The 23008-nt window shown below is 70.5% G+C and carries 24 protein-coding genes; 10 read left to right on the top strand and 14 right to left on the bottom strand.

From position 1 onward, the window contains the following. Position 1 precedes the first annotated feature (1 nt). The 10 genes from OQ968_RS20440 to fadD8 all read right to left on the bottom strand — a co-directional run bounded on the left by OQ968_RS20440 (position 2) and on the right by fadD8 (position 8951). Positions 2 to 1354 carry a hypothetical protein gene (locus OQ968_RS20440; RefSeq protein WP_324681087.1) on the bottom strand — a complete coding sequence of 451 codons (1353 nt, stop codon included), beginning with the start codon at positions 1352 to 1354 and terminating at the stop codon, positions 2 to 4. After that, positions 1351 to 2427 carry an o-succinylbenzoate--CoA ligase gene (menE, locus tag OQ968_RS20435; RefSeq protein ID WP_324681145.1) on the bottom strand — a complete coding sequence of 359 codons (1077 nt, stop codon included), beginning with the start codon at positions 2425 to 2427 and terminating at the stop codon, positions 1351 to 1353. Before menE ends, OQ968_RS20440 begins: the two co-directional genes overlap by 4 nt. Before the next feature lie 68 nt (positions 2428 to 2495). Then, positions 2496 to 2798: a DUF3349 domain-containing protein gene (locus tag OQ968_RS20430; RefSeq protein WP_324681086.1), complete on the bottom strand. Its 303-nt coding sequence runs from the start codon at positions 2796 to 2798 to the stop codon at positions 2496 to 2498. A gap of 54 nt (positions 2799 to 2852) precedes the next feature. Continuing rightward, a complete protein-coding gene (locus OQ968_RS20425) occupies positions 2853 to 3152 on the bottom strand; it encodes a hypothetical protein (protein WP_324681085.1) in 300 nt (99 codons plus the stop codon). Continuing rightward, entirely contained in the window at positions 3149 to 4375 is a 1227-nt protein-coding gene (locus tag OQ968_RS20420; protein ID WP_324681084.1) for an inorganic phosphate transporter, read from the bottom strand. The genes OQ968_RS20425 and OQ968_RS20420 overlap by 4 nt, the downstream gene beginning before the upstream one ends. 93 nt (positions 4376 to 4468) lie before the next feature. Then, the gene (locus tag OQ968_RS20415) at positions 4469 to 4879 is read right to left on the bottom strand and encodes a VOC family protein (RefSeq protein WP_324681083.1); all 411 of its coding nucleotides are present in this window, start codon (positions 4877 to 4879) and stop codon (positions 4469 to 4471) included. 44 nt (positions 4880 to 4923) lie between these two features. Then, positions 4924 to 5808 carry an SDR family oxidoreductase gene (locus OQ968_RS20410; protein WP_324681082.1) on the bottom strand — a complete coding sequence of 295 codons (885 nt, stop codon included), beginning with the start codon at positions 5806 to 5808 and terminating at the stop codon, positions 4924 to 4926. 116 nt (positions 5809 to 5924) lie between these two features. Beyond that, positions 5925 to 6839 carry a 1,4-dihydroxy-2-naphthoyl-CoA synthase gene (locus OQ968_RS20405; protein ID WP_324681081.1) on the bottom strand — a complete coding sequence of 305 codons (915 nt, stop codon included), beginning with the start codon at positions 6837 to 6839 and terminating at the stop codon, positions 5925 to 5927. A gap of 4 nt (positions 6840 to 6843) precedes the next feature. Beyond that, on the bottom strand, positions 6844 to 7293 hold the full coding sequence (locus OQ968_RS20400; protein WP_324681080.1) for a nitroreductase family deazaflavin-dependent oxidoreductase: 450 nt from the start codon (positions 7291 to 7293) through the stop codon (positions 6844 to 6846). 23 nt (positions 7294 to 7316) lie between these two features. Then, positions 7317 to 8951: a fatty-acid--CoA ligase FadD8 gene (gene fadD8 / locus OQ968_RS20395; protein ID WP_420715962.1), complete on the bottom strand. Its 1635-nt coding sequence runs from the start codon at positions 8949 to 8951 to the stop codon at positions 7317 to 7319. Positions 8952 to 9037: 86 nt separating this feature from the next. Between fadD8 and OQ968_RS20390 the strand changes: the two genes are divergently transcribed. The 7 genes from OQ968_RS20390 to OQ968_RS20360 all read left to right on the top strand — a co-directional run bounded on the left by OQ968_RS20390 (position 9038) and on the right by OQ968_RS20360 (position 16527). Beyond that, positions 9038 to 10642: an amidohydrolase gene (locus OQ968_RS20390; RefSeq protein WP_324681078.1), complete on the top strand. Its 1605-nt coding sequence runs from the start codon at positions 9038 to 9040 to the stop codon at positions 10640 to 10642. After that, positions 10639 to 11610, top strand: a complete 972-nt coding sequence (locus tag OQ968_RS20385; protein WP_324681077.1) for an o-succinylbenzoate synthase — start codon at positions 10639 to 10641, stop codon at positions 11608 to 11610. Before OQ968_RS20390 ends, OQ968_RS20385 begins: the two co-directional genes overlap by 4 nt. After that, entirely contained in the window at positions 11607 to 12395 is a 789-nt protein-coding gene (locus OQ968_RS20380) for an alpha/beta hydrolase (RefSeq protein ID WP_324681076.1), read from the top strand. The genes OQ968_RS20385 and OQ968_RS20380 overlap by 4 nt, the downstream gene beginning before the upstream one ends. 34 nt (positions 12396 to 12429) lie before the next feature. Next, a complete protein-coding gene (menD, locus tag OQ968_RS20375; RefSeq protein ID WP_324681075.1) occupies positions 12430 to 14052 on the top strand; it encodes a 2-succinyl-5-enolpyruvyl-6-hydroxy-3-cyclohexene-1-carboxylic-acid synthase in 1623 nt (540 codons plus the stop codon). 7 nt (positions 14053 to 14059) lie between these two features. After that, a complete protein-coding gene (locus tag OQ968_RS20370) occupies positions 14060 to 14593 on the top strand; it encodes a DUF3592 domain-containing protein (RefSeq protein WP_324681074.1) in 534 nt (177 codons plus the stop codon). Between the two features lie 95 nt (positions 14594 to 14688). Then, complete coding sequence (locus OQ968_RS20365) at positions 14689 to 15816, top strand: glycosyltransferase family 1 protein (RefSeq protein ID WP_324681073.1); 1128 nt, start codon at positions 14689 to 14691, stop codon at positions 15814 to 15816. Between the two features lie 18 nt (positions 15817 to 15834). Further along, positions 15835 to 16527 (top strand): demethylmenaquinone methyltransferase, encoded by a 693-nt coding sequence (locus OQ968_RS20360; RefSeq protein WP_324681072.1) that lies wholly within the window; start codon positions 15835 to 15837, stop codon positions 16525 to 16527. 115 nt (positions 16528 to 16642) lie between these two features. Here OQ968_RS20360 and OQ968_RS20355 read toward each other — a convergent pair whose 3' ends face one another. From OQ968_RS20355 to menJ, 3 genes are all read right to left on the bottom strand, one after another. After that, positions 16643 to 17050: a DUF732 domain-containing protein gene (locus tag OQ968_RS20355; RefSeq protein WP_324681071.1), complete on the bottom strand. Its 408-nt coding sequence runs from the start codon at positions 17048 to 17050 to the stop codon at positions 16643 to 16645. A gap of 57 nt (positions 17051 to 17107) precedes the next feature. Next, positions 17108 to 17782: a class I SAM-dependent methyltransferase gene (locus OQ968_RS20350; protein WP_324681070.1), complete on the bottom strand. Its 675-nt coding sequence runs from the start codon at positions 17780 to 17782 to the stop codon at positions 17108 to 17110. A 115-nt stretch (positions 17783 to 17897) separates the two neighbouring features. Beyond that, complete coding sequence (menJ, locus tag OQ968_RS20345; RefSeq protein WP_324681069.1) at positions 17898 to 19124, bottom strand: menaquinone reductase; 1227 nt, start codon at positions 19122 to 19124, stop codon at positions 17898 to 17900. 47 nt (positions 19125 to 19171) lie between these two features. Between menJ and grcC1 the strand changes: the two genes are divergently transcribed. From grcC1 to OQ968_RS20330, 3 genes are all read left to right on the top strand, one after another. Then, on the top strand, positions 19172 to 20179 hold the full coding sequence (gene grcC1 / locus OQ968_RS20340) for a nonaprenyl/(2E,6E)-farnesyl/geranylgeranyl diphosphat synthase (RefSeq protein ID WP_324681068.1): 1008 nt from the start codon (positions 19172 to 19174) through the stop codon (positions 20177 to 20179). A 91-nt stretch (positions 20180 to 20270) separates the two neighbouring features. Next, a complete protein-coding gene (gene htpX, locus OQ968_RS20335) occupies positions 20271 to 21140 on the top strand; it encodes a zinc metalloprotease HtpX (RefSeq protein WP_324681067.1) in 870 nt (289 codons plus the stop codon). 41 nt (positions 21141 to 21181) lie between these two features. Beyond that, on the top strand, positions 21182 to 21442 hold the full coding sequence (locus OQ968_RS20330) for a helix-turn-helix transcriptional regulator (protein WP_324681144.1): 261 nt from the start codon (positions 21182 to 21184) through the stop codon (positions 21440 to 21442). Between the two features lie 44 nt (positions 21443 to 21486). Here OQ968_RS20330 and OQ968_RS20325 read toward each other — a convergent pair whose 3' ends face one another. After that, complete coding sequence (locus OQ968_RS20325; RefSeq protein WP_324681066.1) at positions 21487 to 22989, bottom strand: SulP family inorganic anion transporter; 1503 nt, start codon at positions 22987 to 22989, stop codon at positions 21487 to 21489. Positions 22990 to 23008: the final 19 nt, after the last annotated feature.

The following is a 23008-nucleotide window of genomic DNA, read 5'->3' as shown; positions in this document are numbered from 1 at the left end:
CCTACCAGTTCGTGAAGATCACGGTGTTGATGGCCAGGGCGCCGACGACGTTGAGCGCCAGCCACATTCGATGCGATCGCACCGGCAGCAGCGCCGGCGCCGCGGTCAGCCACACGGTGAACGGCAACCAGATCCGCTCCACCTCGGCCTTGCTCAGCATGCTCAGGTCGGCGACGGCGATGGCGGCCAGCATCGCCAGCAGCAGCAGGTGAAAACCGGAGCGACGGCGCACCGCGGCCGCGTCGAACACCCGGGCGAGGCCGGCGACGCTGCCCAGCCCGATCGCGCACACCACGCACGCCAGGTTGGCCCAGCTCCAGTACGCGAACGGCCGGTCCTTCGCGATTCCCTGCCAATACCGTTGCTGCACAAGATCATAGCCTTCGAACCAGTAGAACCCGGCGACGGCGAAGGTCACCGCCACCGCCAGCGCGGCCAGGAAAGCCGGACCGAGCGCCCGCAGCACCGCCCGCCAATCCGACGCCGACACCAACACCGCCAAAGCCGGAATGCCCATCAGCGCAAGGCCGTAACTGACGAACACCCCCCAGCCCAGCAGCAGGCCCGCCGCGGCCGCGACGAACGCGGGGAACCGGACCGAGCGGTGCACCGCCACGGCCAGCAGCGCGATGCCCCAGGCCGCCACCCCGGCGAAGTACCCGTCGGCGGAGACCGCCACCCAGATCGCCGCCGGCGCCACCGCGACGAATGGCGCGGCCCGGCGCGCGGTCTGCTCGTCGGCCAGCGCGCGGACGCCGATCAGCACCGCCGCGGCGGCGCTGGAGCCGGCCAGCAGGCTCAGCAGCCCGGCCCAGGCGCCGCCGTGCAGGCCGATCCGGTCCAGCCACACGAACGTCAGCAGCGCGCCCGGCGGATGTCCCGAGACGTGGGTGACCCACGAGTCCGGCTGGAAGTCGAGAATGCGGCTGGAGAAGGTGCGCAGCGTGGCCGCGATGTCGGTGATGCCCCCCACCGCGGACAGGTACTCGTCGCGGGTGGTCAGCCGTCCGGCGAAGCCGCGCCGCCAGCCGTCGATCATCGCCAGCGCAAACGCCCACCCGCACGCGGTGGCCCAGGCGCCCAGCGTCAGCCACCGCCACGAAAGGCGCTGTGCCACAGCCGGTCCCCACGCAACGGCGGCGACCGCGATGAGGATCGCCGGCCCGGTTCCCCAGCCGACGTGGACGTCCCAGTAGCCGAAGATCGGTGCGGCCCCCGCCCGCATGGCGAAATGCTCCAGCCCGGTGCTTTGCCGGGGTTTGACGCCCCAGTTCAGCCGGGGCAACACGAACGCCGCCGTCAGCAGGGCGACACCGAACGCGACGGCAAACCACTCCCGGCGAGCGACTCTCACGAGGAGCAGCCTAGGAACCGCCGCACCAGCGCCGCCCGGTCCACCTTGCCGATGCCGCGTCGCGGCAGCGCGTCGACGATGTGCAGCTCGCGCGGCGCCGCGGTGGCGTCCAGCGTGCGCGACACGTGGGCGCGCAGGTCATCCAGCGTCGGGGGCTCGCAACCGTCGCGCACCACGACCGCCGCGACCACCCGCTGGCCCAGCGTTCCGTCGGGCAGCCCGAAGACCGCGCAGTCGCCGACGGCGGGATGGCCGCACACCGCGGCTTCCACCGGCTGCGGCAGCACGGTCAGCCCGCCGGTGCTGATCGCGTCGTCGGCGCGGCCCAGCACCGTCAGCACGCCCGCGTCGTCGATCGCCCCGAGGTCGTCGGTGCGGAACCAGCCCGGCTCGGCGAACGGATCGGGGTCGATCGGGTTGCGGTAGCCCCGGGCCAGCGTCGCCCCGCCGATCGCGATGCGCCCGTCGTCCAGCCGCACCCGCACCCCGTTCAGCGGGATGCCGTCGTAGACGCAGCCGCCGGCGGTCTCGCTCATCCCGTAGGTGCGCACCACCGCGATGCCCGCCGCCGCGGCCGCCTCGAGCACGGGTCGCGGCGCCGGTCCGCCGCCGATCAGCACGGCGTCCAGGCCGGCCAGCGCGTTCGTCGCCGCCGGATCGGTCAGCGCCTTGGCCAGCTGCGCCGCCACCAGCGACGTGTACCGCCGGCCGGAGCCCAATCGGCTTACGGCACTGGGCAATTGGGTCGCGTCGAAGCCGGCGGACACGTCGAGCTCGACGGGCGCGGAACCGGCGAGCACGCTGCGCACCAGCACCTGCACCCCGGCGATGTGATACGGCGGCAACGCCAGCAGCCAGCTTCCCGGGCCACCGAGCCGGTCGTGGGTCGCCGACGCGCTAGCGGCCAGGGCGGACGCGGTCAGCAGGGCGCCCTTGGGCGCGCCGGTGGTTCCCGACGTCGTCGCGACCAGGGCGATGTCGTCGTCGATGGCCTCGCCGACGCGCAGGGCTCGCAGCTCGGATTCGCGACCCGCCGGGATCACGACCAGGGCGGGATCGCGGCCCTCCAGCACGCGGGCCAGGGCGGGCAACAGCGACGCGGCGGCGGAGCCCGGGGTGACGCGCAGCGCACGCAGGACGGCTATGCCGGGGCTCCGTCGTCGTGCTCGCCGTCGAGCGGCCAGCCTTTGGCGGCCAGGCGGGTGCGCACTCGCTCGATGTCGTCGGCCGACGGCAGTTCGTCGGTGAGCTTGCTGATCGCCACCCCGATGTCGATCTTGTCGAACTCGCCGCGCGCCATCAGCTCGGAGGCGACGGCCTTGACTTCGTCGTTGGTGAGCCGCCGGGACAGCAGCGCGAGCACCGCGAACGTGTCGGTAGCCGGAACGCCTTCGGGATATCCCGCGCGCAACCACGAGACAACCGAACTGAGGAATCGGTTCACTTCGCTATCTCTCCGCGCGATGGGATAGGCAGTGCTGTGGACAACGATTCAATGCTACTTAGGCTTGGCCCCCAGAAAGGCCTGACCCGTCTGATGCGCGATGAAATCGCGCGAGATGTACAGCAGGGCCAGGGCGATCACCCCAATCACCACCGCGTAGATCGCCCACGCGAGCGCCAGCAGCAGCGGATTGCGGTGTGGTGCAGCGCCGTGGGGGCCGACCCGCCCGGCGCCGACGGCGTGGAACCGCAGGCCGAGCGCGAACAGCCCCGGCAGCGCGGCCCCGGCCAGCATCGCGAACAGCAGGATCTTCAGCGAGGCCTGGTAGTTGAACCAGTCGCCGACATGGCTCATGAGGCGTTCCCCGCGGCCACCGCGTCGCGGTTCGACTCCGGCTCGCCGGGCCCGGTGTCCGACGGCGGCGTGTGATCGCCCGAACCCTCGAGACCGGCGGTGAGGCTGCCCTCCCACTCGGCGTTGACGTTGTTGTGGTCGACCTTGACCTTGCGCGAGCGCGCGTAGATGGCGGCCGAGACCGCGACCAGCAGCCCGAACCCGATGATCGCACCGGGGAAGCCCCCGATCAGGTGCACGATCCAGTAGGTGACCGCGCCGACCGACCCGGCCAGCGGAAGCGTCACCAGCCACGCGACCGCCATCCGGCCGGCCACCCCCCAGCGCACCTCGCCGCCGGGCTTGCCCAGGCCGCTGCCCAGCACCGATCCGGTGCACACCTGCGTCGTCGACAGCGCGTAGCCGAAGTGCGCGGACAGCAAAATGACTGCGGCGGAAGAGGATTCGGCGGCCATGCCCTGCGGCGACTTGATCTCGACCAGGCCCTTGCCCAGGGTGCGGATGATCCGCCAGCCGCCCAAATAGGTGCCCGACGCCATGGCCACCGCGCACCCGACGATGACCCACAGCGGCGGCGCCGCGGCGGTCTTGCTGATCGACCCGTAGGACATCAGCGCCAGGAAGATGATGCCCATGGTCTTCTGCGCGTCGTTGGTGCCGTGCGCCAGCGAGACCAGCGAGGCCGAGCCCCACTGGCCGTAGCGGAAGCCGGCCTCGGTGCGACCGCTCGGAATCCCCCGGGTGATCCGGTAGACCAGCCAGGTGGCTATCGCCCCGACCGCGATCGCCAGGAACGCCGACACGACGGCCGGGATGATCGCCTTGGACACCACGCCCTTCCAGATCACGCCGTGCCCGCCGACCGCGGCGATGGTGGCCCCGACGATGCCGCCGATCAGCGCGTGCGAGGAGCTGGACGGGATGCCCAGCAGCCAGGTCAGCAGGTTCCAGACGATGCCGCCGACCAGGCCGGCGAACACCAGCTCCAGCGTCACGATGTGGGCGTCGATCAGGCCCTTAGCGATGGTCGCCGCGACCGCGGTGGACATGAACGCGCCGACCAGGTTGAGCACCGCGGACAGCGCGACGGCGGCCTTGGGCGCCAGCGCGCCGCTGGCGATGGAGGTCGCCATCGCGTTGCCGGTGTCGTGGAAGCCGTTGGTGAAATCGAAAGCGAGTGCCGTGATTACGACGATTATGAGGAGGAACAAATCAATGTTCACAGCGCCTGATTCTGGTAGTCGGGGGATTCAATTGTCGAACGCTGAGAAGGCGGAAACGCAGGTGTACCTCGACTCGTCGTTGAATGTTAGCGCTTAGTTAACCTCGCGTTCCCCACGCTCGCCGCGCGTGTCCCGGCGCAGCGGGTGATCGTCCGGGACCTCGACGAATATCAGCGTGATCCCGTCCGGATCGGTCACGTGCATTTCGCGCAGGCCCCACGGCTCGGGGCGCGCCTCGCGGGCGATCGCCACCCCGCGGCCCTCCAGCTCGGCCTGGGTGGCCGCGACGTCGCGGACCTGCAGCCACAGCGCGCCGGGGAAGGGACCCCGGGAGTGGTCGGGGCTGCCGTAACCGGCCAGCTCCAGCAGGGATTGGCCGGCGAAGAAAACCGTGCCGGCGCCGTAGTCGCGGGCTATCGCCAGGCCGATCTTGTCGCGGTAGAAGGTCAACGACTGCTGATAGTCCGCCGGCCGGAGCAGCATCCGGCTGGCCAGGATGTCCATGACCTCGTGTCTATCACGCCCCTAGGGCGCCGGGCGGCGATGGGTTATCGGGGTTCGTCGAGGTGCTCGGCGCGTCGCTGCATCAGCGCGTTGACCCAGCGGGGGCCGACGGTGTTCAGCGCGTTGAGGGCGACGGCGATCCGCGGCGCGATCCGCACGGGCCGGGTGCGGGCGGCGGTGAGCATCCATTCGGCGGCCTCTTCCGGGCTCAGCGCGGGCATCCCCTCGTACGCCTTCGTGGGCTTGATCATAGGAGTCGCGACCAGCGGGTAGTAGAGCGTCGTCGAGTGCACACCCCTGCGGCCCCACTCGGTCTCCACCACCCGGCTGATCGACCCCAGCGCGGCCTTCGACGCGTTGTACACCGAGAACATCGGCGACGCCTCCGACATCACGCCCCAGGTCGAGACGTTGATGATGTGGCCGTTGCGCCGCTCGAGCATGCCGGGCGCCAGCCCGCGGATCAGCCGCAGCGGGCCGTAGTAGTTGAGTTGCATGGTCCGCTCGACGTCGTGCCAGCGTTCCAGCGATTCGGCCAGCCCGCGCCGGATCGACCGGGCCGCGTTGTTGATCAGGATGTCGACCCCGCCGATGCGGTTTTCGACGTCGGACACCAGCGCGTCGATGGCGTCCATGTCCGACAGGTCGCAGGGCATGGCCAGCGCCGTGCCGCCCGCCGCCGTGATCCGGTTTGCCACCGCGTCGAGCAGTTCCTTACGGCGGGCCACGGCGACCACGGTCGCGCCGTGCCGGGCGAACAGCTCGGCCCCGGCCTCGCCGATGCCCGACGACGCCCCGGTGAGCAGGACGCGCTTGCCGTTCATGTCGACCGGCTTGATCGCGGGCCGGAGTATCTGCGGCGAGATCGGCGGCCGCATGGTCGTCAGCACCAGCTCGTCGGTGATGCGGCGGAGGGGGCTTCTGCTCACACGCGGGAGTCTAGGCGGGCCGCCCTTCGCCGAGATCGACGCCACCGTGCGGCCCACTCGAACTTTCTCGCGCTGGCGTCGATCTCGCCGACGACGGGGCGGGCCGCCCGACCGCCCTAGAAGTAGCGCGGGAACGGCGTCCAGTCCGGGGCGCGCTTTTCCAGGAACGCGTCCCGGCCCTCGACGGCCTCGTCGGTCATGTAGGCCAGCCGGGTGGCCTCGCCGGCGAACAGTTGCTGACCCACCAGCCCGTCGTCGAGCAGGTTGAACGCGAACTTCAACATGCGTTGCGCCTGCGGCGATTTGGCGTTGATCTCGGCCGCCCACTGCACCCCGGCCCGCTCCAGCTCGGCGTGCTCGACCACCGCGTTGACCGCGCCCATCTGGTGCATCTGCTCGGCGGTGTAGGTGCGGCCCAGGAAGAAGATCTCGCGGGCGAACTTCTGGCCCACCTGACGGGCCAGGTACGCGCTGCCGTAGCCGCCGTCGAAGCTGCCGACGTCGGCGTCGGTCTGCTTGAAGCGGGCGTGCTCGCGGCTGGCCAGGGTGAGGTCGCAGACCACGTGCAGGCTGTGGCCGCCGCCGGCCGCCCACCCGTTGACCAGGCAGATGACCACCTTCGGCATGAACCGGATCAGCCGCTGCACCTCGAGGATGTGCAGCCGGCCGGCGCGGGCGGCGTCGACGGTGTCGGCGGTCTCGCCGGAGGCGTACTGATAGCCCGAGCGGCCGCGGATGCGCTGATCGCCGCCGGAGCAGAACGCCCAGCCGCCGTCCTTGGGCGACGGCCCGTTGCCGGTCAGCAGCACCACGCCCACGTCGGGGGACATCCGGGCGTGGTCGAGCACCCGGTACAGCTCGTCGACGGTGTGCGGCCGAAACGCGTTGCGCACCTCGGGCCGGTCGAAGGCCACCCGCACCGTCGCGTCGGAGACGTGGCGGTGGTAGGTGATGTCGGTCAGGTCGGCGAACCCAGCCTCGATGTCCGAGACGGGCTTCCAGTCCTCGGCGTGAAAAGGGTTGTCGGTCATCGGATTACACCGGCTCCAGGCGGAACACCGCGCAGCGGCCGGCCAGGGCCTCGAACTCGTCGGGACGCCCCTCGGTGACCAGGCCGGCTCGCTTCATGAAGCCGACGCCGGTGGGCACCTCGGTCGGGAACGCACGCAGAATCGGCCGGGCGTCGTCGGGGGGCAGCTCCACCATCCGCACCCGCTGGACGCGGCGGCCGCGCGCGATCGTCGCCTGTCGTGCCGCGCGCACATTTTCGACCCAGTCCGCGCCGGGGAATCCGGCGACGACGTACTGTTCTCCGTCGACGGTCATCGGCGTCACCGGCGTCGAGCGTTCACGCCCCGACTTGCGGCCTTTCACCGTCAACACGACGGGGCTCTCCCCGCCGAAGCTCATGCCCAGCCGCGACATCCGGACGAAGACCTTGTTCGCCGGCTTCAGCCACCACGGCGGCCGGATTCGCTCAGGCATGACTGCAACCCTAGCCGGGCGACCTAGCCGACCGAGCGGGCGGCGCCCTCCCAGAACTGCGCCCGCACGGCCTTCTTGTCCGGCTTGCCCAGCCCGGTCAACGGCAGCGACTCGACGATCACCACCCGCTTGGGCGACTGCACCGAACCCTTGCGGTCCTTGACCGCGGCCTGGATCTCGGCGGTCATGGCCTCGATCGCGGCGTCGTCGCGGGGCGCGTCGGCGCGCAGCACGACGACGGCGGTGACCGCCTCGCCCCACTTGTCGTCCGGCGCGCCCACGACACAGACCTGCGCGACGGCCGGGTGCTCGGCGACCACGTCCTCGACCTCGCGCGGAAACACGTTGAAGCCGCCGGTGACGATCATGTCCTTGACGCGGTCGACGATGTAGTAGAACCCGTCCTCGTCCTCGCGGGCCATGTCGCCGGTGTGCAGCCAGCCGTCCTTGAACGTCTTGGCCGTCTCGTCGGGCAGATTCCAGTAGCCGCCGGCCAAAAGCGGTCCGCTGACGCAGATTTCGCCCGGCTCACCCTGCGGCACCGGCTTACCGTCCTCGCCCAGCAGCGCGACCCGCGCGAAAAGCGTTGGGCGCCCGCAGGACGTGAGTCGCTTCTCGTCGTGATCGCCCTTGGCCAGGTAGGTGATCACCATCGGCGCCTCGGATTGCCCGTAGTACTGGGCGAAGATCGGGCCGAACCGCCGGATCGCCTCGGCCAGCCGCACCGGGTTGATGGCCGAGGCGCCGTAGTACACGGTCTCCAGCGACGACAGGTCCCGGGTGTGCGAGTCGGGGTGGTCCATCAGCGCGTACAGCATCGACGGCACCAGCATCGTCGCCGTAATGCGTTGCTCCTCAATGACTTTCAACACCTCGGCCGGGTCGAACTTGCCCAGCACATACATCGAGCCGCCCTTGACCACGGTGGGCGTGAAAAACGCCGCGCCCGCGTGCGACAGCGGCGTGCACATCAGGAAGCGCGGGGCCTCCGGCCACTCCCACTCGGCGAGCTGGATCGTCGTCATCGTGGCGATGTTGCCGGTGGTGCCGATCACGCCCTTGGGCTTGCCGGTGGTGCCGCCGGTGTAGGTCAGTCCGCCGATGTGGTCGGGCCGCAGATCCGCTACCACCAGCGGCCGCGGCGGGTACTTGGCCGCCTCGGCGGACAGGTCCACCGCCACGCCGCTCAACGCCTCCGGCACCGGGCCGATGGTGAGGATCTGCTTCAGCGAGTCCACCCGCTCCAGCAGCCCCAGCGCGCGCTCGACGAACATCGGATTGGGGTCGATGATCAGCGCGCTGGCGCCGGCGTCGGAGAGCACGTAGGCGTGGTCGTCCAGCGAGCCCAGCGGATGCAGGGCCGTGCGCCGATACCCCTGGGTCTGGCTGGCGCCGAGGATCATCAGCACCTCGGGTCGGTTGAGCGAAAGCAGCCCCACCGTCACGCCGGTGCCGGCGCCCAGCGCGTCGAACGCCTGGACGTACTGGCTGATCCGCTCGGCCAGCTGACCGCCGGTCAGCGTGGTGTCGCCGAGGAACAGCACCGGCTTGTTCTTGTGGCGCTTGAGCGCGCCCACCAGCAGGTGGCCGTTGTGGGTCGGGTTGCGCAGCAGCTCGTCACCCATGGCGCCGCTCCTCCTCATCGCTTTGCTCTGCATCGCCGCCGGCGCGACTCATGCACGCCAGACTAGAACGTGTTGCAATTCGGGTCGGCCGGACCCTCCGACCACTAGCATCCGTGCTCATGGCCGGAGCAGATCTCGTCATCACCGGAACCGTGCTCACCGTCGACGAAAAGCGGCCCACGGTCGAGGCGGTCGCCGTCGCCGACGGCCGGATCACCGCCGTCGGCGCCAGGTCCGACGTCGAGGCGCTAATCGGCCCGGGCACCCAGACCATCGACGTCCGTAATGGCTGCGTCATGCCGGGATTCGTTGAGGCGCACGGCCATCCGTTGATGGAGGCCGTCGCGCTGTCGGACCGCATCGTCGATATCCGCCCGGTCACCATTCGCGACGCGGACGACGTCGTGGCGGCGGTCCGCCGCGAGGCGGCCGCGCGGGGCGCCGACGGCGCCTACCTCAACGGGTGGGATCCGCTGCTGCAGCCCGGGCTGCCGCAGCCGACGCCGGCCTGGCTCGACGAGATCGCGCCCGACGGGCCGCTGGTGATCATCCACAACTCCGGGCACAAGGCCTTCTTCAACTCGCAGGCCGCCCGCCTCAACGGCCTGAACCGCGACACCCCCGACCCCAAGGGCGCCAAATACGGCCGGGACGCCGACGGCGAACTCGACGGCACCGCCGAGGAGATCGGCGCGGTGTTCCCGCTGCTGGGCGGCGCCATCCGGGCCGGCGACTACCCGGCGATGCTGCGCGCCGAATGCGCCCGGCTCAACCGCGCCGGGCTGACCACCTGCTCCGAGATGGCGTTCGACCCCGCATTCCGGCCGCTGGTCGAGCAGCTGCACGACGAGCTCACCGTGCGGCTGCGCACCTACGAGATCTCCAACCCGCAGATGTCCACCACCGCCGTCCCCAACCAGGGCGACGACATGCTGCGCCAGGTCGGCATCAAGATCTGGGTGGACGGCTCGCCGTGGATCGGCAACATTGCGCTGTCCTTCCCCTACCTGGACACCGACGCGACCCGCACCATCGGCGTGACGCCCGGCTCCTGCGGATGCGCCAACTACACCGCCGACCAGCTGACCGAAATCGTCGGCGCCTACTTCCCGTTGGGCTGGCAGATGGCCTGCCACGTACACGGCGACGACGGCGTCGACACCATCCTCGACGTGTACGAGGAGGCGCTGCGCCGCCATCCGCGCGACGACCACCGGCTGCGCCTCGAACACGTCGGTGCGATCCGGCCCGATCAACTCGAAAGGGCCGCCGCGCTCGGGGTCACCTGCAGCATCTTCGTCGATCAGATCCACTACTGGGGCGACGTCATCGTCGACGGCCTGTTCGGGCCGGAGCGCGGATCCCGTTGGATGCCAGCGGGATCCGCGGTGGCCACCGGCATGCGCATATCGTTGCACAACGACCCGCCGGTCACGCCCGAGGAGCCGCTGCGCAACATCAGCGTGGCCGCGACCCGCACGGCGCCGAGCGGCCGGGTGCTGGCGCCCGAGGAGCGGCTGACCGTCGAACAGGCCATCCGCGCGCAGACCATCGACGCCGCCTGGCAGCTGTTCGCCGACGACGTCACCGGATCGCTACAGGTCGGCAAGTACGCGGACATGGTGGTGCTGTCGGCCGACCCCCGCGCCGTGCCGCCCGAGCGGATCGCCGACCTGGACGTACGCGCGACGTTTCTGGCGGGCCGCCAGGTCTACGAACGGTGACTCCGCCGCTGCAAGACCTGCTGGACCGCCTGCACGTGGTGGCGCTGCCGATGCGGGTGCGTTTCCGCGGCATCACCACCCGCGAGGTCGCGCTGATCGAGGGCCCCGCGGGCTGGGGCGAGTTCGGGGCGTTCGTCGAATACGGGGCCGCCGAGGCCGCCGCGTGGCTGGCGTCGGGCATCGAGTCCGCCTACCGCCCACCGCCGCCGCCGCGGCGCGACCGGATCCCGATCAACGCCACCGTGCCCGCGGTCGCGGCCGCCACGGTGCCAGAGGTGCTCGGCCGGTTTCCCGGCGCGGCCACCGCCAAGGTGAAGGTCGCCGAACCGGGGCAGACGCTGGCCGACGACGTCGCGCGGGTCAACGCGGTGCGGGAGCTGGTGGAAACCGTGCGGGTGGACGCCAACGGGGGCTGGAGCGTCGAGGAGGCCGTCGCGGCGGCGGCCGCGCTGACCGCCGACGGTCCGCTGGAGTACCTCGAGCAACCCTGCGCCACCGTCGGCGAGCTCGCCGAGCTGCGCCGGCGCATCGACGTGCCGATCGCCGCGGACGAAAGCATCCGCAAGGCCGACGACCCGCTGGCCGTGGTCCGCGCCCGCGCCGCCGACATCGCGGTGCTGAAAGTCGCTCCGCTGGGCGGGATTTCGGCGCTGCTCGACATCGCCGCGCGGATCGACATCCCGGTGGTGGTCTCCAGCGCGCTGGATTCGGCGGTCGGCATCGGCGCCGGGATGGCGGCCGCCGCGGCGCTGCCGCAGCTGCGCCACGCCTGCGGGCTGGGCACCGGCGGGCTGTTCGCCGAGGACGTCGCCGAGGCCGCGGTACCCGTCGACGGGAGCCTGGCCGTCGCGCCGGTGACCCCGGATCCCGCCCGGCTGCGGGCCCTCGAAGCGCCACCGCAGCGGCGGCAGTGGTGGATCGACCGGGTCAAGGCCTGCCACCGGTTGCTTGTAACGTCGTCCGAGTGACCAACCTGGCTTTCGACGACCGCGGTACGGGTGAACCCGTCGTCTTCATCGCAGGCCACGGCGGCGCCGGGCGCACCTGGCTACCGCATCAGGTACCGGCGTTCCTGGCGGCGGGATACCGCTGCATCACCTTCGACAATCGCGGGATCGGCGCCACCGAGAACGCCGAGGGATTCACCACCGAGACCATGGTCGCCGACACCGCGGCCCTGATCGAAAAGCTCGACGCCGCCCCCGCCCGCATAGTCGGGGTGTCGATGGGCTCGTACATCGCCCAGGAACTGATGGTGGCCCGGCCCGAGCTGGTCAGCGCCGCGGTGCTGATGGCCACCCGCGGCCGCCTGGACCGCGCCCGGGAGTTCTTTCAGCAGGCCGAGGCCGAGTTCTACAAGTCCGGCATCCAGCTGCCGGCCGCCTACGAGGCGAAACTGCGCCTGCTGGACAGCTTTTCGCGCAAGACCATCAACGACGACACCGCCGTCGAGGACTGGATCGCCATGTTCAGCACCTGGCCGACCAAGCAGACCCCGGGGACGCGCGCCCAGCTGAACGTGTCGCCGCAGACCAACCGCCTGCCCGCCTACCGGAGCATCACCGCGCCGGTGCTGGTCATCGGCTTCGGCGACGACCTGGTGACCCCGCCGCACCTGAGCCGGGAAGTCGCCGACGCGATGCCCAACGGCCGCTACGTGGAGATACCCGACACCGGTCACCTCGGGTTCTTCGAGCGGCCGGAGGCCGTCAACGACGCGATGCTGAAGTTCTTCGCCGACAACAAGGCCTGAGGCCCCGCCGACAACCCTGTGACACCCTGTAGGGGTGAACCCCTCGACGACACAGGCCCGCGTCGTGGTCGACGAGCTGATCCGCGGCGGCGTCCGCGACGTGGTGCTGTGCCCCGGGTCGCGCAATGCCCCGCTGGCGTTCGCGTTGCAGGACGCCGATCGCTCCGGCCGGCTCCGGCTGCACGTGCGCATCGACGAGCGCACCGCGGGATACCTGGCCATCGGGCTGGCGATCGCCGCCGGCGCGCCGGTGTGCGTCGCGATGACGTCGGGCACCGCGGTGGCCAACCTGGGCCCGGCGGTGGTGGAGGCCAACTACGCGCGGGTGCCGCTGATCGTGCTGTCGGCCAACCGGCCCTACGAATTGCTGGGCACCGGGGCCAACCAGACCATGGAGCAGCTGGGCTACTTCGGCACCCAGGTGCGCGCCACGATCAACCTGGGCCTGGCCGAGGACGCGCCCGAGCGCATGCCCGAGTTCAACGCCACCTGGCGCTCGGCCACCTGCCGAGTGTTGGTGGCCGCCACGGGTTCTCGCACCGCCAACGCCGGCCCGGTGCACTTCGACATCCCGCTGCGCGAACCCCTGGTGCCGGATCCCGAGCCGCAAGCGGCGACGCCGCCGGGCCGGCCCGGGGGCCGGCCGTGGACGTACACGCCGCCGGTCAGCTTCGACCAGCCGCTGGACATCGACCTGACCGCCGACACCGTCGTCATCGCCGGGCACGCCGCCGGCGAGCAACCCAACCTGGCCGAACTGCCCACCGTCGCCGAGCCGACGGCCCCGGCCCCGGCCAACCCGCTGCATCCGCTGGCCCTGCCGCTGCTGCGACCCAAGCAGGTGATCATGCTCGGCCGGCCCACACTGCACCGCCCGGTGTCGGCGCTGCTGGCCGACCCGCAGGTGCCGGTGTACGCCCTCACCACCGGCCCGCGCTGGCCCGACGTCTCGGGTAACTCGCAGGCCACCGGCACCCGGGCGGTCACCACCGGGACACCGGATCCGGCGTGGCTGCACCGCTGCGCGGAGATGAACCGGCACGCGGTCACCGCCGTCCGGGGCCAGCTCGCGGCGCACCCCCTGACGACCGGCCTGCACGTCGCCGCCGCCGTCGCGGACGTGCTGCGGCCGGGCGACCAGCTGGTGCTCGGGGCGTCGAACCCGGTCCGCGACGCGGCGCTGGTCGGCCTGAACACCCACGGCCTCGAGGTCCGGTCCAACCGCGGGGTCGCCGGCATCGACGGCACGGTGTCCACCGCGATCGGCGCGGCCCTGGCACATGAGGGGCGCACCGTCGCGCTGATCGGTGACCTGACGTTCGTCCACGACAGCTCCGGGCTGTTGATCGGTCCCACCGAGCCGACGCCGCGGCAGCTGACCATCGTGGTGTCCAACGACAACGGCGGCGGCATCTTCGAACTGCTCGAGCAGGGCGACCCGCGGTTCTCCGACGTGTCGTCGCGCATCTTCGGCACCCCGCACGACGTCGACGTCGGCGCGCTGTGTCGCGCCTACCACGTGGAGAGCCGGCAGATCGAGGTCGAGGAGCTGGGCGCCGCCCTCGACGAACCCGGAGCCGGCATGCGGGTGTTGGAAGTCAAGGCGGACCGGTCTTCGCTGCGACAGCTGCACGCCGCCATCAAGGCCGCCCTATGAGCACCCTGTGATATCGCCGAAAACGTTGGTGCACATCCTCATTCACGGCCGCAGCGACCAACCGCCGAGGACCCGAACGAGGATCGTGTTGCGGTGGGTGCGCATCGCGGTGCTGATCCTGACGGGTCTGATCACGCTGCAGTCGGTGCTGCTGGTCGCCGGCGCCTGGCGCAACGACCTTGCCATCCAACACAATATGGGCGTGGCGCAGGCGGAGGTGCTCAGCGCCGGGCCGCGGCGGTCCACCATCGAATTCGTCACACCCGAGCGCGTCACCTACCGGCCCGAGCTGGGCGTGCTGTATCCGTCGGAATTGTCCACCGGCATGCGGATTTACGTCGAATACAACAAGAGGGACCCCAACCTGGTCCGGGTGCAGCACCGCAACGCCGCGCTGGCGATCATCCCGGCGGGCTCCATCGCGGTGGTGGCCTGGCTCGCCGCGGGCGTGCTGCTGGGCGGCCTGGCGCTGCTGGACAGGCGGCTGGACAGGCGGCTGGATCGGCGGCTGGATCGGCGCACCGAGGCCGCCGAGGTGTAACGAAGATCACCGCCCCAAGCCGTTGAGCAGCAGATTTCGCGCCCCGTATGCGCGACCGCAACCTTGTCGACAGGCGACGCTGCCATCCTGATGGCGTGCGCGTTGCAATCGTCGCCGAATCGTTCCTCCCCAACGTCAACGGTGTCAGCAACTCGGTGCTGCGCATCCTGGAGCATCTGCGCCGAACCGGCCACGAGGCCCTCGTCATCGCGCCCGATAACCCGCCGGGCCAGCCCAGGGCGGAACGAGTTCACGACGGCATCCGGGTGCATCGGGTGCCGTCGCGGATGTTCCCCAAGGTGACCACGCTGCCACTGGGTGTGCCAACGCCCCGGATGTTGCGTGTGCTACGCGGATTCGATCCCGACGTCATGCATCTCGCGTCACCGGCGCTGCTCGGTTACGGCGGGGTGAGGGCGGCCCGCCGGCTCGGGGTGCCGACGGTCGCGGTGTACCAGACCGACGTGCCCGGTTTCGCGGCCAGCTACGGCATCCCGATGACCGCGCGGGCGGCGTGGGCGTGGTTCCGCCACCTGCACAGCCTCGCCGACCGCACCCTGGCCCCGTCCAGCGTGACGATGGAAACGCTTGTCGCCCACCGGTTTCCGCGGGTTCACCGGTGGGCGCGCGGAGTCGACGTGCTGCGGTTCGCGCCGTCGGCGCGCAGCGAGGCGCTGCGGAAGCGGTGGTCCCCGCTGGGCAAGCCGATCGTCGGGTTCGTGGGCCGGCTCGCCCCGGAAAAGCACGCCGAGCGGCTGGCCGCGGTGGCCGCCGACGGGTCGGTGCAACTCGTCGTCGTCGGCGACGGCGTCGACCGGCGCAAGCTCCAATCGGCCATGCCCACAGCGGTTTTCACCGGCGCGTTGTACGGCGAGGAGCTCGCCGCGGCGTATGCCAGCATGGACGTCTTCGTGCACACCGGCGAACACGAGACGTTTTGCCAGGTCGTGCAGGAAGCGCTGGCGTCGGGGCTGCCGGTGATCGCCCCCGATGCCGGCGGCCCACGCGACCTCGTGGCGCCGTATCGCACCGGATTGCTGTTGGGAGTCAACGAGTTCGAGGCGCGGCTGCCGACCGCCGTCGCGCATCTGGTGCAGGAACGCCACCGCTATTCTCCGGCGGCCCGGCGCAGCGTCCTCGGCCGCAGCTGGCCGGTCATCTGCGACGAGCTGCTCGGCCATTACCAGGCGGTGCTGGGCACCCGTGGGGTGCGGGCCGCCTGACCAGGTAGCGTCGACGGCGTGAGTCGTGCTGCGCTGGACAAGGATCCTCGTGACGTTGCGTCGATGTTCGACGGCGTCGCGCGCCGGTACGACCTGACCAACACCGTGCTGTCGCTGGGCCAGGACCGGTACTGGCGTCGGGCCACCCGGTCGGCGCTGAAGCTCGCGCCCGGCCAGAAGGTGCTCGACCTGGCCGCCGGCACCGCGGTGTCCACCGTCGAGCTGGGCAAGTCCGGGGCGTGGTGCGTGGCGGCCGATTTCTCGGTGGGGATGCTGGCGGCGGGGGCCGCGCGCAGGGTGCCGAAGGTCGCAGCCGACGCCACCCGGCTGCCGTTCGGTGACGGCGTATTCGACGCGGTCACAATCAGTTTCGGGTTGCGCAACGTCGCCGACCCGCAGGCGGGGCTGCGCGAGATGGCCCGCGTCACCCGGCCCGGTGGCCGGTTGGTGGTGTGCGAATTCTCCACGCCCACCAACCCGCTGTTCGCCACCGCCTACAAGGAATACCTGATGCGGGCGCTGCCGCGGGTGGCGCGAGCGGTCTCCAGCAACCCGGACGCCTACGTCTACCTGGCGGAGTCGATCCGGGCGTGGCCCGACCAGGCGACGCTGGCGGGTCAGATTTCCCGCGCGGGCTGGTCAGCGGTGCGCTGGCGCAACCTGACCGGCGGCATCGTGGCCCTGCACGCCGGCTACAAGCCCCTGCGGTGACGGAGGCCCATCAGCGGCCTAGTTCGCCATCACGCCGCGAGGGTGCGCAGGTGTACGGGATTTACGGCGTGTCGCCGTGCGAACACGCACGCTCGCGGCGGTGGGTGGGTCGCGCCTAGCGGCCGGCGCTCTGTATGAAGGGGGTCTGGTCGGGGCAGTAGTGGTCGATCGCGGCGCCCAGGAACTGGAATGCCTGGCCCTGGGTCGTGCCCCGCGGCAGGTTGTGCTGAACGAAATCGGCGGACTTGTACGGGTCGCGGTCCACGCCCCTGTTGATCCGTTCACAGCTGATCTTGGCCAGCCAGGCGAGCTGATCCTGCGGCTGGTAGATGCCGAAGCCGTTGACGGTGTTCTTGAACGAGGCGTCGTAGTCGGTGGGCGGCGACGGCGTCCGCGGCGTCGGGTATGGCGGGTTGGTCGGCGGCGGGTCGGCCTGGGCCGGCGCCTGCAGTGCGATGGCCCCCGCCGCCATGGCCGCCGTGGCCGCCATGGCGAGGCTGGTGAGCAGCTTGGTTCCCCTCATTAGCCGGACTATACACCTCGGCGATGACTCGAGATCAGCGAATCGGAATCGGCGAAATCAGCCCAGATGGGCGGTCAACAGCCAGCCGCCGACCGACTTGAGGCCGCCGGGCTCGTCGCGGACTCCGACGAACGGCATGAGGGGCGAGCTCTCCGGCAGGTTGGCGTACAGGCGGGCCGGCCGGATCTCGTCGACGACCCAGTACCTGGACACCGCTTCGCGCAGCTCGTCGGCGGTGACCGCGTTGATCGGGCCCTCCGGCACGGCCGCCCTGTCGAACACCAGGGCGAAATAGGAGGCACCGGGCGCGGCGGCGCGGCTGATCGACCGCTGGTAGCCCTCGCGCGCCTCCACCGGGATCGAGTGGAACAGGGTGGAATCGACGATCGTCCCGAACCGGCCGTCGTACCCGGTGAACGAGCTGATGTCGGCCACCTCGAAGGTGACGTTGGTCAGGCCCCGCCTCGCGGCCTCGCGCCGGGCCAGGTCGATCGCGGTGGGCGACAGGTCCAGCCCCACCGTGGTGTGCCCCCGCTCGGCCAGCGCCAGCGAGATGGCCGCCTCGCCGCATCCCACGTCGAGGACGTCGCCGTGGAACCTGCCCTGCTCGATCAGCGCGGCCAGCTCGGGTTGCGGGGCGCCGATGCTCCAGGGCGGGCGCGCACCCTCGCCCAGTTGGGCGGACTCACCGCGGTAGGCAGTTTCGAACTCGAAATCGATTGATTCAGTCATGGGTTCAGATATATCAACCACCCTGATATATGTCAACCGCCTTGATATCGCGAGCAGACGCAAAGGCACCCATTTCCCGCCGGATTTGGGTGCTTTTGCGTCTGCTGGCGCGGGTTCAGCTGAACGGCGTTCGGCGATCGAGCAGCCGCGACAGCCGGCCGCCGCCGCGCCACGCCCGCGCGACCCAGTCGGCGTCGTCGTCGGTGACCAGGTTGGCCATCACCCGCACGGCGATCGTCATCAGCGTCGTGGAGCGCATCGCGACCGGGCCGGTGGCGGGCAGGAACCGCTGGAAGGTGAGCAACAACGCCAGCCGCCGCGCCACCGAGAAGCCGCGGCCGTAGTGGTGCTGCAGCAGCGACGGCCATTCCCGCGACAGGTCGCGCGAGTCCAGCAGCTCGGCGGCCAGGCGCCCGGTCTCCAGGCCGTAGTCGATGCCTTCGCCGTTGAGCGGGTTGACGCAAGCCGCGGCGTCACCGATCAGCATCCAGTTGGGCCCGGCCACCCCCGAGACCGCGCCGCCCATGGGCAGCAGCGCCGACGCCACCGCCCGCGGCGAACCGGTAAAGCCCCACTCGTCGCGGCGCAGGTCGGTGTAGTACGAGATCAGCGGCCGCAGCGCCAGGTCCGCCGGGCGTTTCGACGTCGACAGCGCCCCGACGCCGATGTTCACCTCGCCGTTGCCCAGCGGGAAGATCCAGCCGTAGCCGGGCAGCACGGCGCCGTCGGGGGAGCGCAGTTCCAGATGCGACGTCAGCCACGGGTCGTCGCTGCGGGGGGTGGTCAGGTAGCCGCGGGCGGCGACGCCGTATACCGTCTCCTGATGCCAGCGCCGGCCCACCTTGCGCCCCAGCGACGAGCGGGCGCCGTCGGCGACGATCAGCCGGTCACAGCCCACCTCGGTGCCGTCCGCCAGCACCAGCGACGTCACCCGCCGCGACGAATCATGGTGGGCGGCAACGACTTTCGTGCCGAGCAGCATCCGCGCCCCGGCGTCCTCGGCGACTTTGCGGATCCGGTCGTCCAGCTCGAAGCGGGCCACCGCGCTGCCCGTCGACGGGAACGACGGCCCGGGCCAATCCACTTCCACCTCGCCGCCGAACCCGCTCATCCGCAGCCCCCGGTGCCTGATCCGGGTGTCCAGCCACTCGCCCAGCCCCAGCCGTTCCAGCTCGGCGACCGCGCGCGGGGTCAGCCCGTCGCCGCAGGCCTTGTCGCGGGGGAAGGCGGCCGAGTCGATGACCAGCACGTCGCCTCCAGCGCGTGCCGCCCAGGCCGCAGCCGCCGAACCGGCGGGTCCGGCGCCCACGACCACCAGGTCGGCTTTGGTCTCCACGCTCACCAGTATGTTGGTCGGGTGAGTACTTCGGCGAACAGCGGGTGGGTCGGGTGAGGACTCCCGCGACTGTGGTGGCGGGCGTCGACTTCGGTGACGCCGATTTCGCCGAGAAGGTGCGCGACGGCGTCGCGAAAATCGAGCGGCTCATGGACACCGAGCTGCGCAGCGCCGACGCGATCATGACGGACTCGCTGACGCACCTGTTCAAGGCCGGCGGCAAGCGGTTCCGGCCGCTGTTCACGGTGCTGTCCGCCCAGATCGGGCCCAACCCGGACGCCACCGAGGTGACGATCGCCGGCGCGGTCATCGAACTGGTGCACCTGGCCACGCTCTATCACGACGACGTGATGGACGAGGCGGAGGTCCGCCGCGGAGCCCCGAGCGCCAACGTGCGCTGGGGCAACAACGTCGCCATCCTGGCCGGCGACTATCTGTTCGCCACGGCCTCGCGGCTGGTGTCGCGGCTGGGGCCGGAGGCGGTGCGGCTCATCGGGGAAACGTTCTCTCTGCTGGTGACCGGGCAGATGCGCGAGACCCGCGGGGTCGCCGAGGGGTCGGATTCGATCGAGCACTACCTGAAGGTGGTCTACGAGAAGACGGCCTGCCTGATCTCGGCCGCCGGCGAGTTCGGCGCCATCTACTCCGGCGCGGACGACGAGCAGGTCCAGCGGCTGAGCCAGCTCGGCGGCCTGGTGGGCACCGCGTTTCAGATCTCCGACGACATCATCGACATCGACAGCGACCCCCGCGAGTCGGGGAAGCAGCCCGGCACCGATGTGCGCGAGGGCGTGCACACCCTGCCGATGCTCTACGCGCTGGCCGAACCCGGGCCCGAGGCGGCGCGGCTGCGTGAGCTGCTGGCCGGGCCCGTCGAGGACGACGGCGCGGTGGCCGAGGCCCTGACGCTGCTGCGGGCGTCGCCCGGCATGGCCAAGGCCAAGGATTTCCTGGCCCAACACGCCGCAAAAGCGCACCATGAGCTGGCCCTTTTGCCCGACGTGCCCGGGCGGCGGGCGCTGCAGGCGCTGGTCGACTACACCATCAGCCGCCACGGCTAGCGCGTCGCGGAACCCGCGGGGTCGTCTCGGGCGTTCAATTAGCTGTAATGAGCTGCAACGAGCGAGAAAAAGTGTTCCTAGGAGGACACGGATGACCTGGCATCCGCATGCCAACAGCCTGAAGACATTCGTCCTGTTGGTCGGCATGTCCGCGTTGATCGTGGCCATCGGGGCAATGTTCGGCAGGACGGCGCTGATCCTCGCGGCGCTGTTCGCCGTCGGGATGAACGTCTATGTCTACTTCAACAGCGACAAGCTGGCGTTGCGGGCCATGCACGCGCAGCCCGTGTCGGAGCTGCAGGCACCGGTGATGTATCGGATCGTGCGGGAGCTGGCCACCAGCGCGCACCAGCCGATGCCGCGGCTGTACATCAGCGACACCAACGCGCCCAACGCCTTCGCCACCGGCCGCAACCCGCGCAATGCCGCCGTGTGCTGCACCACCGGCATCCTGGACATCCTCAACGAGCGCGAGCTGCGCGCCGTGCTGGGACACGAGCTTTCGCACGTCTACAACCGCGACATCCTGATTTCGTGCATCGCCGGGGCGCTGGCGTCGGTGATCACCGCGCTGGCCAACATGGCCATGTTCGCCGGCATGTTCGGTGGTGACCGCGACGACGACAACCCGCTGGGAGCCGTTGGGCTGCTGCTGGTTTCGCTGCTGGGCCCGATCGCCGCGACGGTGGTGCGGCTGGCGGTGTCGCGTTCCCGGGAGTACCAGGCCGACGAGTCGGGCGCCGTGCTCACCGGCGACCCGCTGGCGTTGGCGTCGGCGCTGCGCAAGATCTCCGGCGGCGTGCAGGCCGCCCCGCTGCCGCCCGAGCCGCAGCTGGCCAGCCAGGCGCATTTGATGATCGCCAACCCGTTCCGCGCGGGCGAGCGAATCGGGTCGCTGTTCTCCACGCACCCGCCGATCGAGGACCGCATCCGCCGGCTGGAAGCGATGGCGCGGGGTTAGCCGAAACTGCGTACCATCGGAGTTGTTAATCCGTTGGCTACCTGGGAGCGGTGATTCCTATGCCGGACGTTAACTCGATGGATATTCACGAAGCCGGCCTGTCACTGGACCTGCCCGATTTGATATTCGAGACCCGCGCCGGCGCCGGAATGAACCAGGCCCAGCTGGCCGAGGCGCTCGGCGTCGGCCAGGAGGCCGTCGCCGCATGGGAGAGCGGGAAGGACGTGCCACGCGTCGACGTGCTGGCGCGCCTGGCCCAGGTGTGCGGCAAGCGGCTGCACATCAGGATCGACGTCGACTGACCCAGACGTCGACTGACCAGTCGCCGCCAACTAGGCGACGGCTTCTAGGCGACGGCTTCGGGCTCGGCGGCTTCGTCGGCCTCGATCAGGCTGCGCGGGGGCCGGCGGGTGAGGTGGCCCGTCTCGAACACGCCGTGGATCCGGACCGTGCCACCGGTGGCCTCGTACTGGTGCTGCCAGTCGGTAATGGCTTGGTGCGCAGCGTGATCCATGTAGTTGACCGAGATGCCGACCGACACCGTGTGGCCGGCCGGGACGGAGGCCAGCACGCGCGTCAGCCGGGGCAGGGCCAGGAAGGTGCACGCGGCGCCCTCGATGCCGACGTGCCATCCGTCGCGCACGGGCCTCGCCTCGACCTTCACCCGGATCACCCGCCATCCGGTCAGCGCGACGGCCAGAGCGAGCCCGATCATCACGCCGTGCAGCAGGTTGAGGAAGATGACGCTGACCGCGGTCACCACGTAGACGGCGAGATCCCCGTGCTTCATTGCGGTTTCGATGTGCGCGGGCTTGAGCAGCTGAATGCCGATGACGATGAGCAGGCCGGCAAGCGCGGCGGTCGGGATCAGCTCGACCAACTCCGCGAAGGGGACCGTGAACAGCAGGATCCAGACACCGTGCAGCATCGCCGAGGCGCGGGATTTCGCCCCGGCGTTGACATTGGTTGAGCTGCGTACGATTACGCCCGTGATCGGCAGCCCGCCGATGGTCCCCGACACGACGTTCGCGACGCCCTGACCGACCAGCTCGCGGTCGAAGTCGGTGCGCGGCCCGTGGTGCATCCTGTCGACGGACACCGCCGACAGCAGGCTCTCCACGCTGGCGATGAGCGTGACGGTGATGATGCCGATGGCCACGGCGCCCCAGTTGCCGTGCGGAATATCGGGCAGCTGCAGGGCGTTCAGCGGCGACTCGTCGATCTCGATCCGCCGCACGTGGAACGGTAACGCAACCGAGATGACCGTCACGGTGACGATGGCGACCAGCGGGCCCGGAATGAAGCGTAAGCGGGCCGGAACCCAGCGCCAGGCGACCAGGATGGCGATCACCAGCACACCCAGCAGCACCCCCGGCCGGTGCGCGCCAATGATCTGGCCCGGCAGGCCGATCAGGTTGTGCCAGGCCGTGCTCTTGGACTTCCCGCCCAGCAACACGTGCGCCTGCTGCAACGCGATCGTGATCCCGATGCCGGCCAGCATGGCGTGCACGACGACCGGTGAGATCGCCAGCGCCGCCCGCGCAACGCGGCTGAGCCCCAACAGAACTTGCAGCACACCCGCGGCCGCGGTGATCAAACACGTTACCCCCCAGCCGAAGTCGGAGATGAGCTCGGCGACAACGACGGTCAGGCCGGCCGCGGGACCGCTGACCTGCAGCGGTGATCCGCCGATGGCTCCGGCGATGATGCCGCCGACGATCGCGGCGATCAGACCGGCCAGCACCGGCGCGTTCGACGCGATCGCGATCCCCAGCGACAAGGGAAGCGCGACCAGGAAAACCACGATCGACGACGGCAGATCATGCCGGAGGATCGATCGCATCTGCATCGGTGGCTCCCTCGTCAGT

This window comes from Mycobacterium sp. 663a-19, assembly GCF_035616495.1.
GTDB lineage: Bacteria > Actinomycetota > Actinomycetes > Mycobacteriales > Mycobacteriaceae > Mycobacterium.
This window is presented reverse-complemented; position numbering and strand designations above follow the sequence as displayed.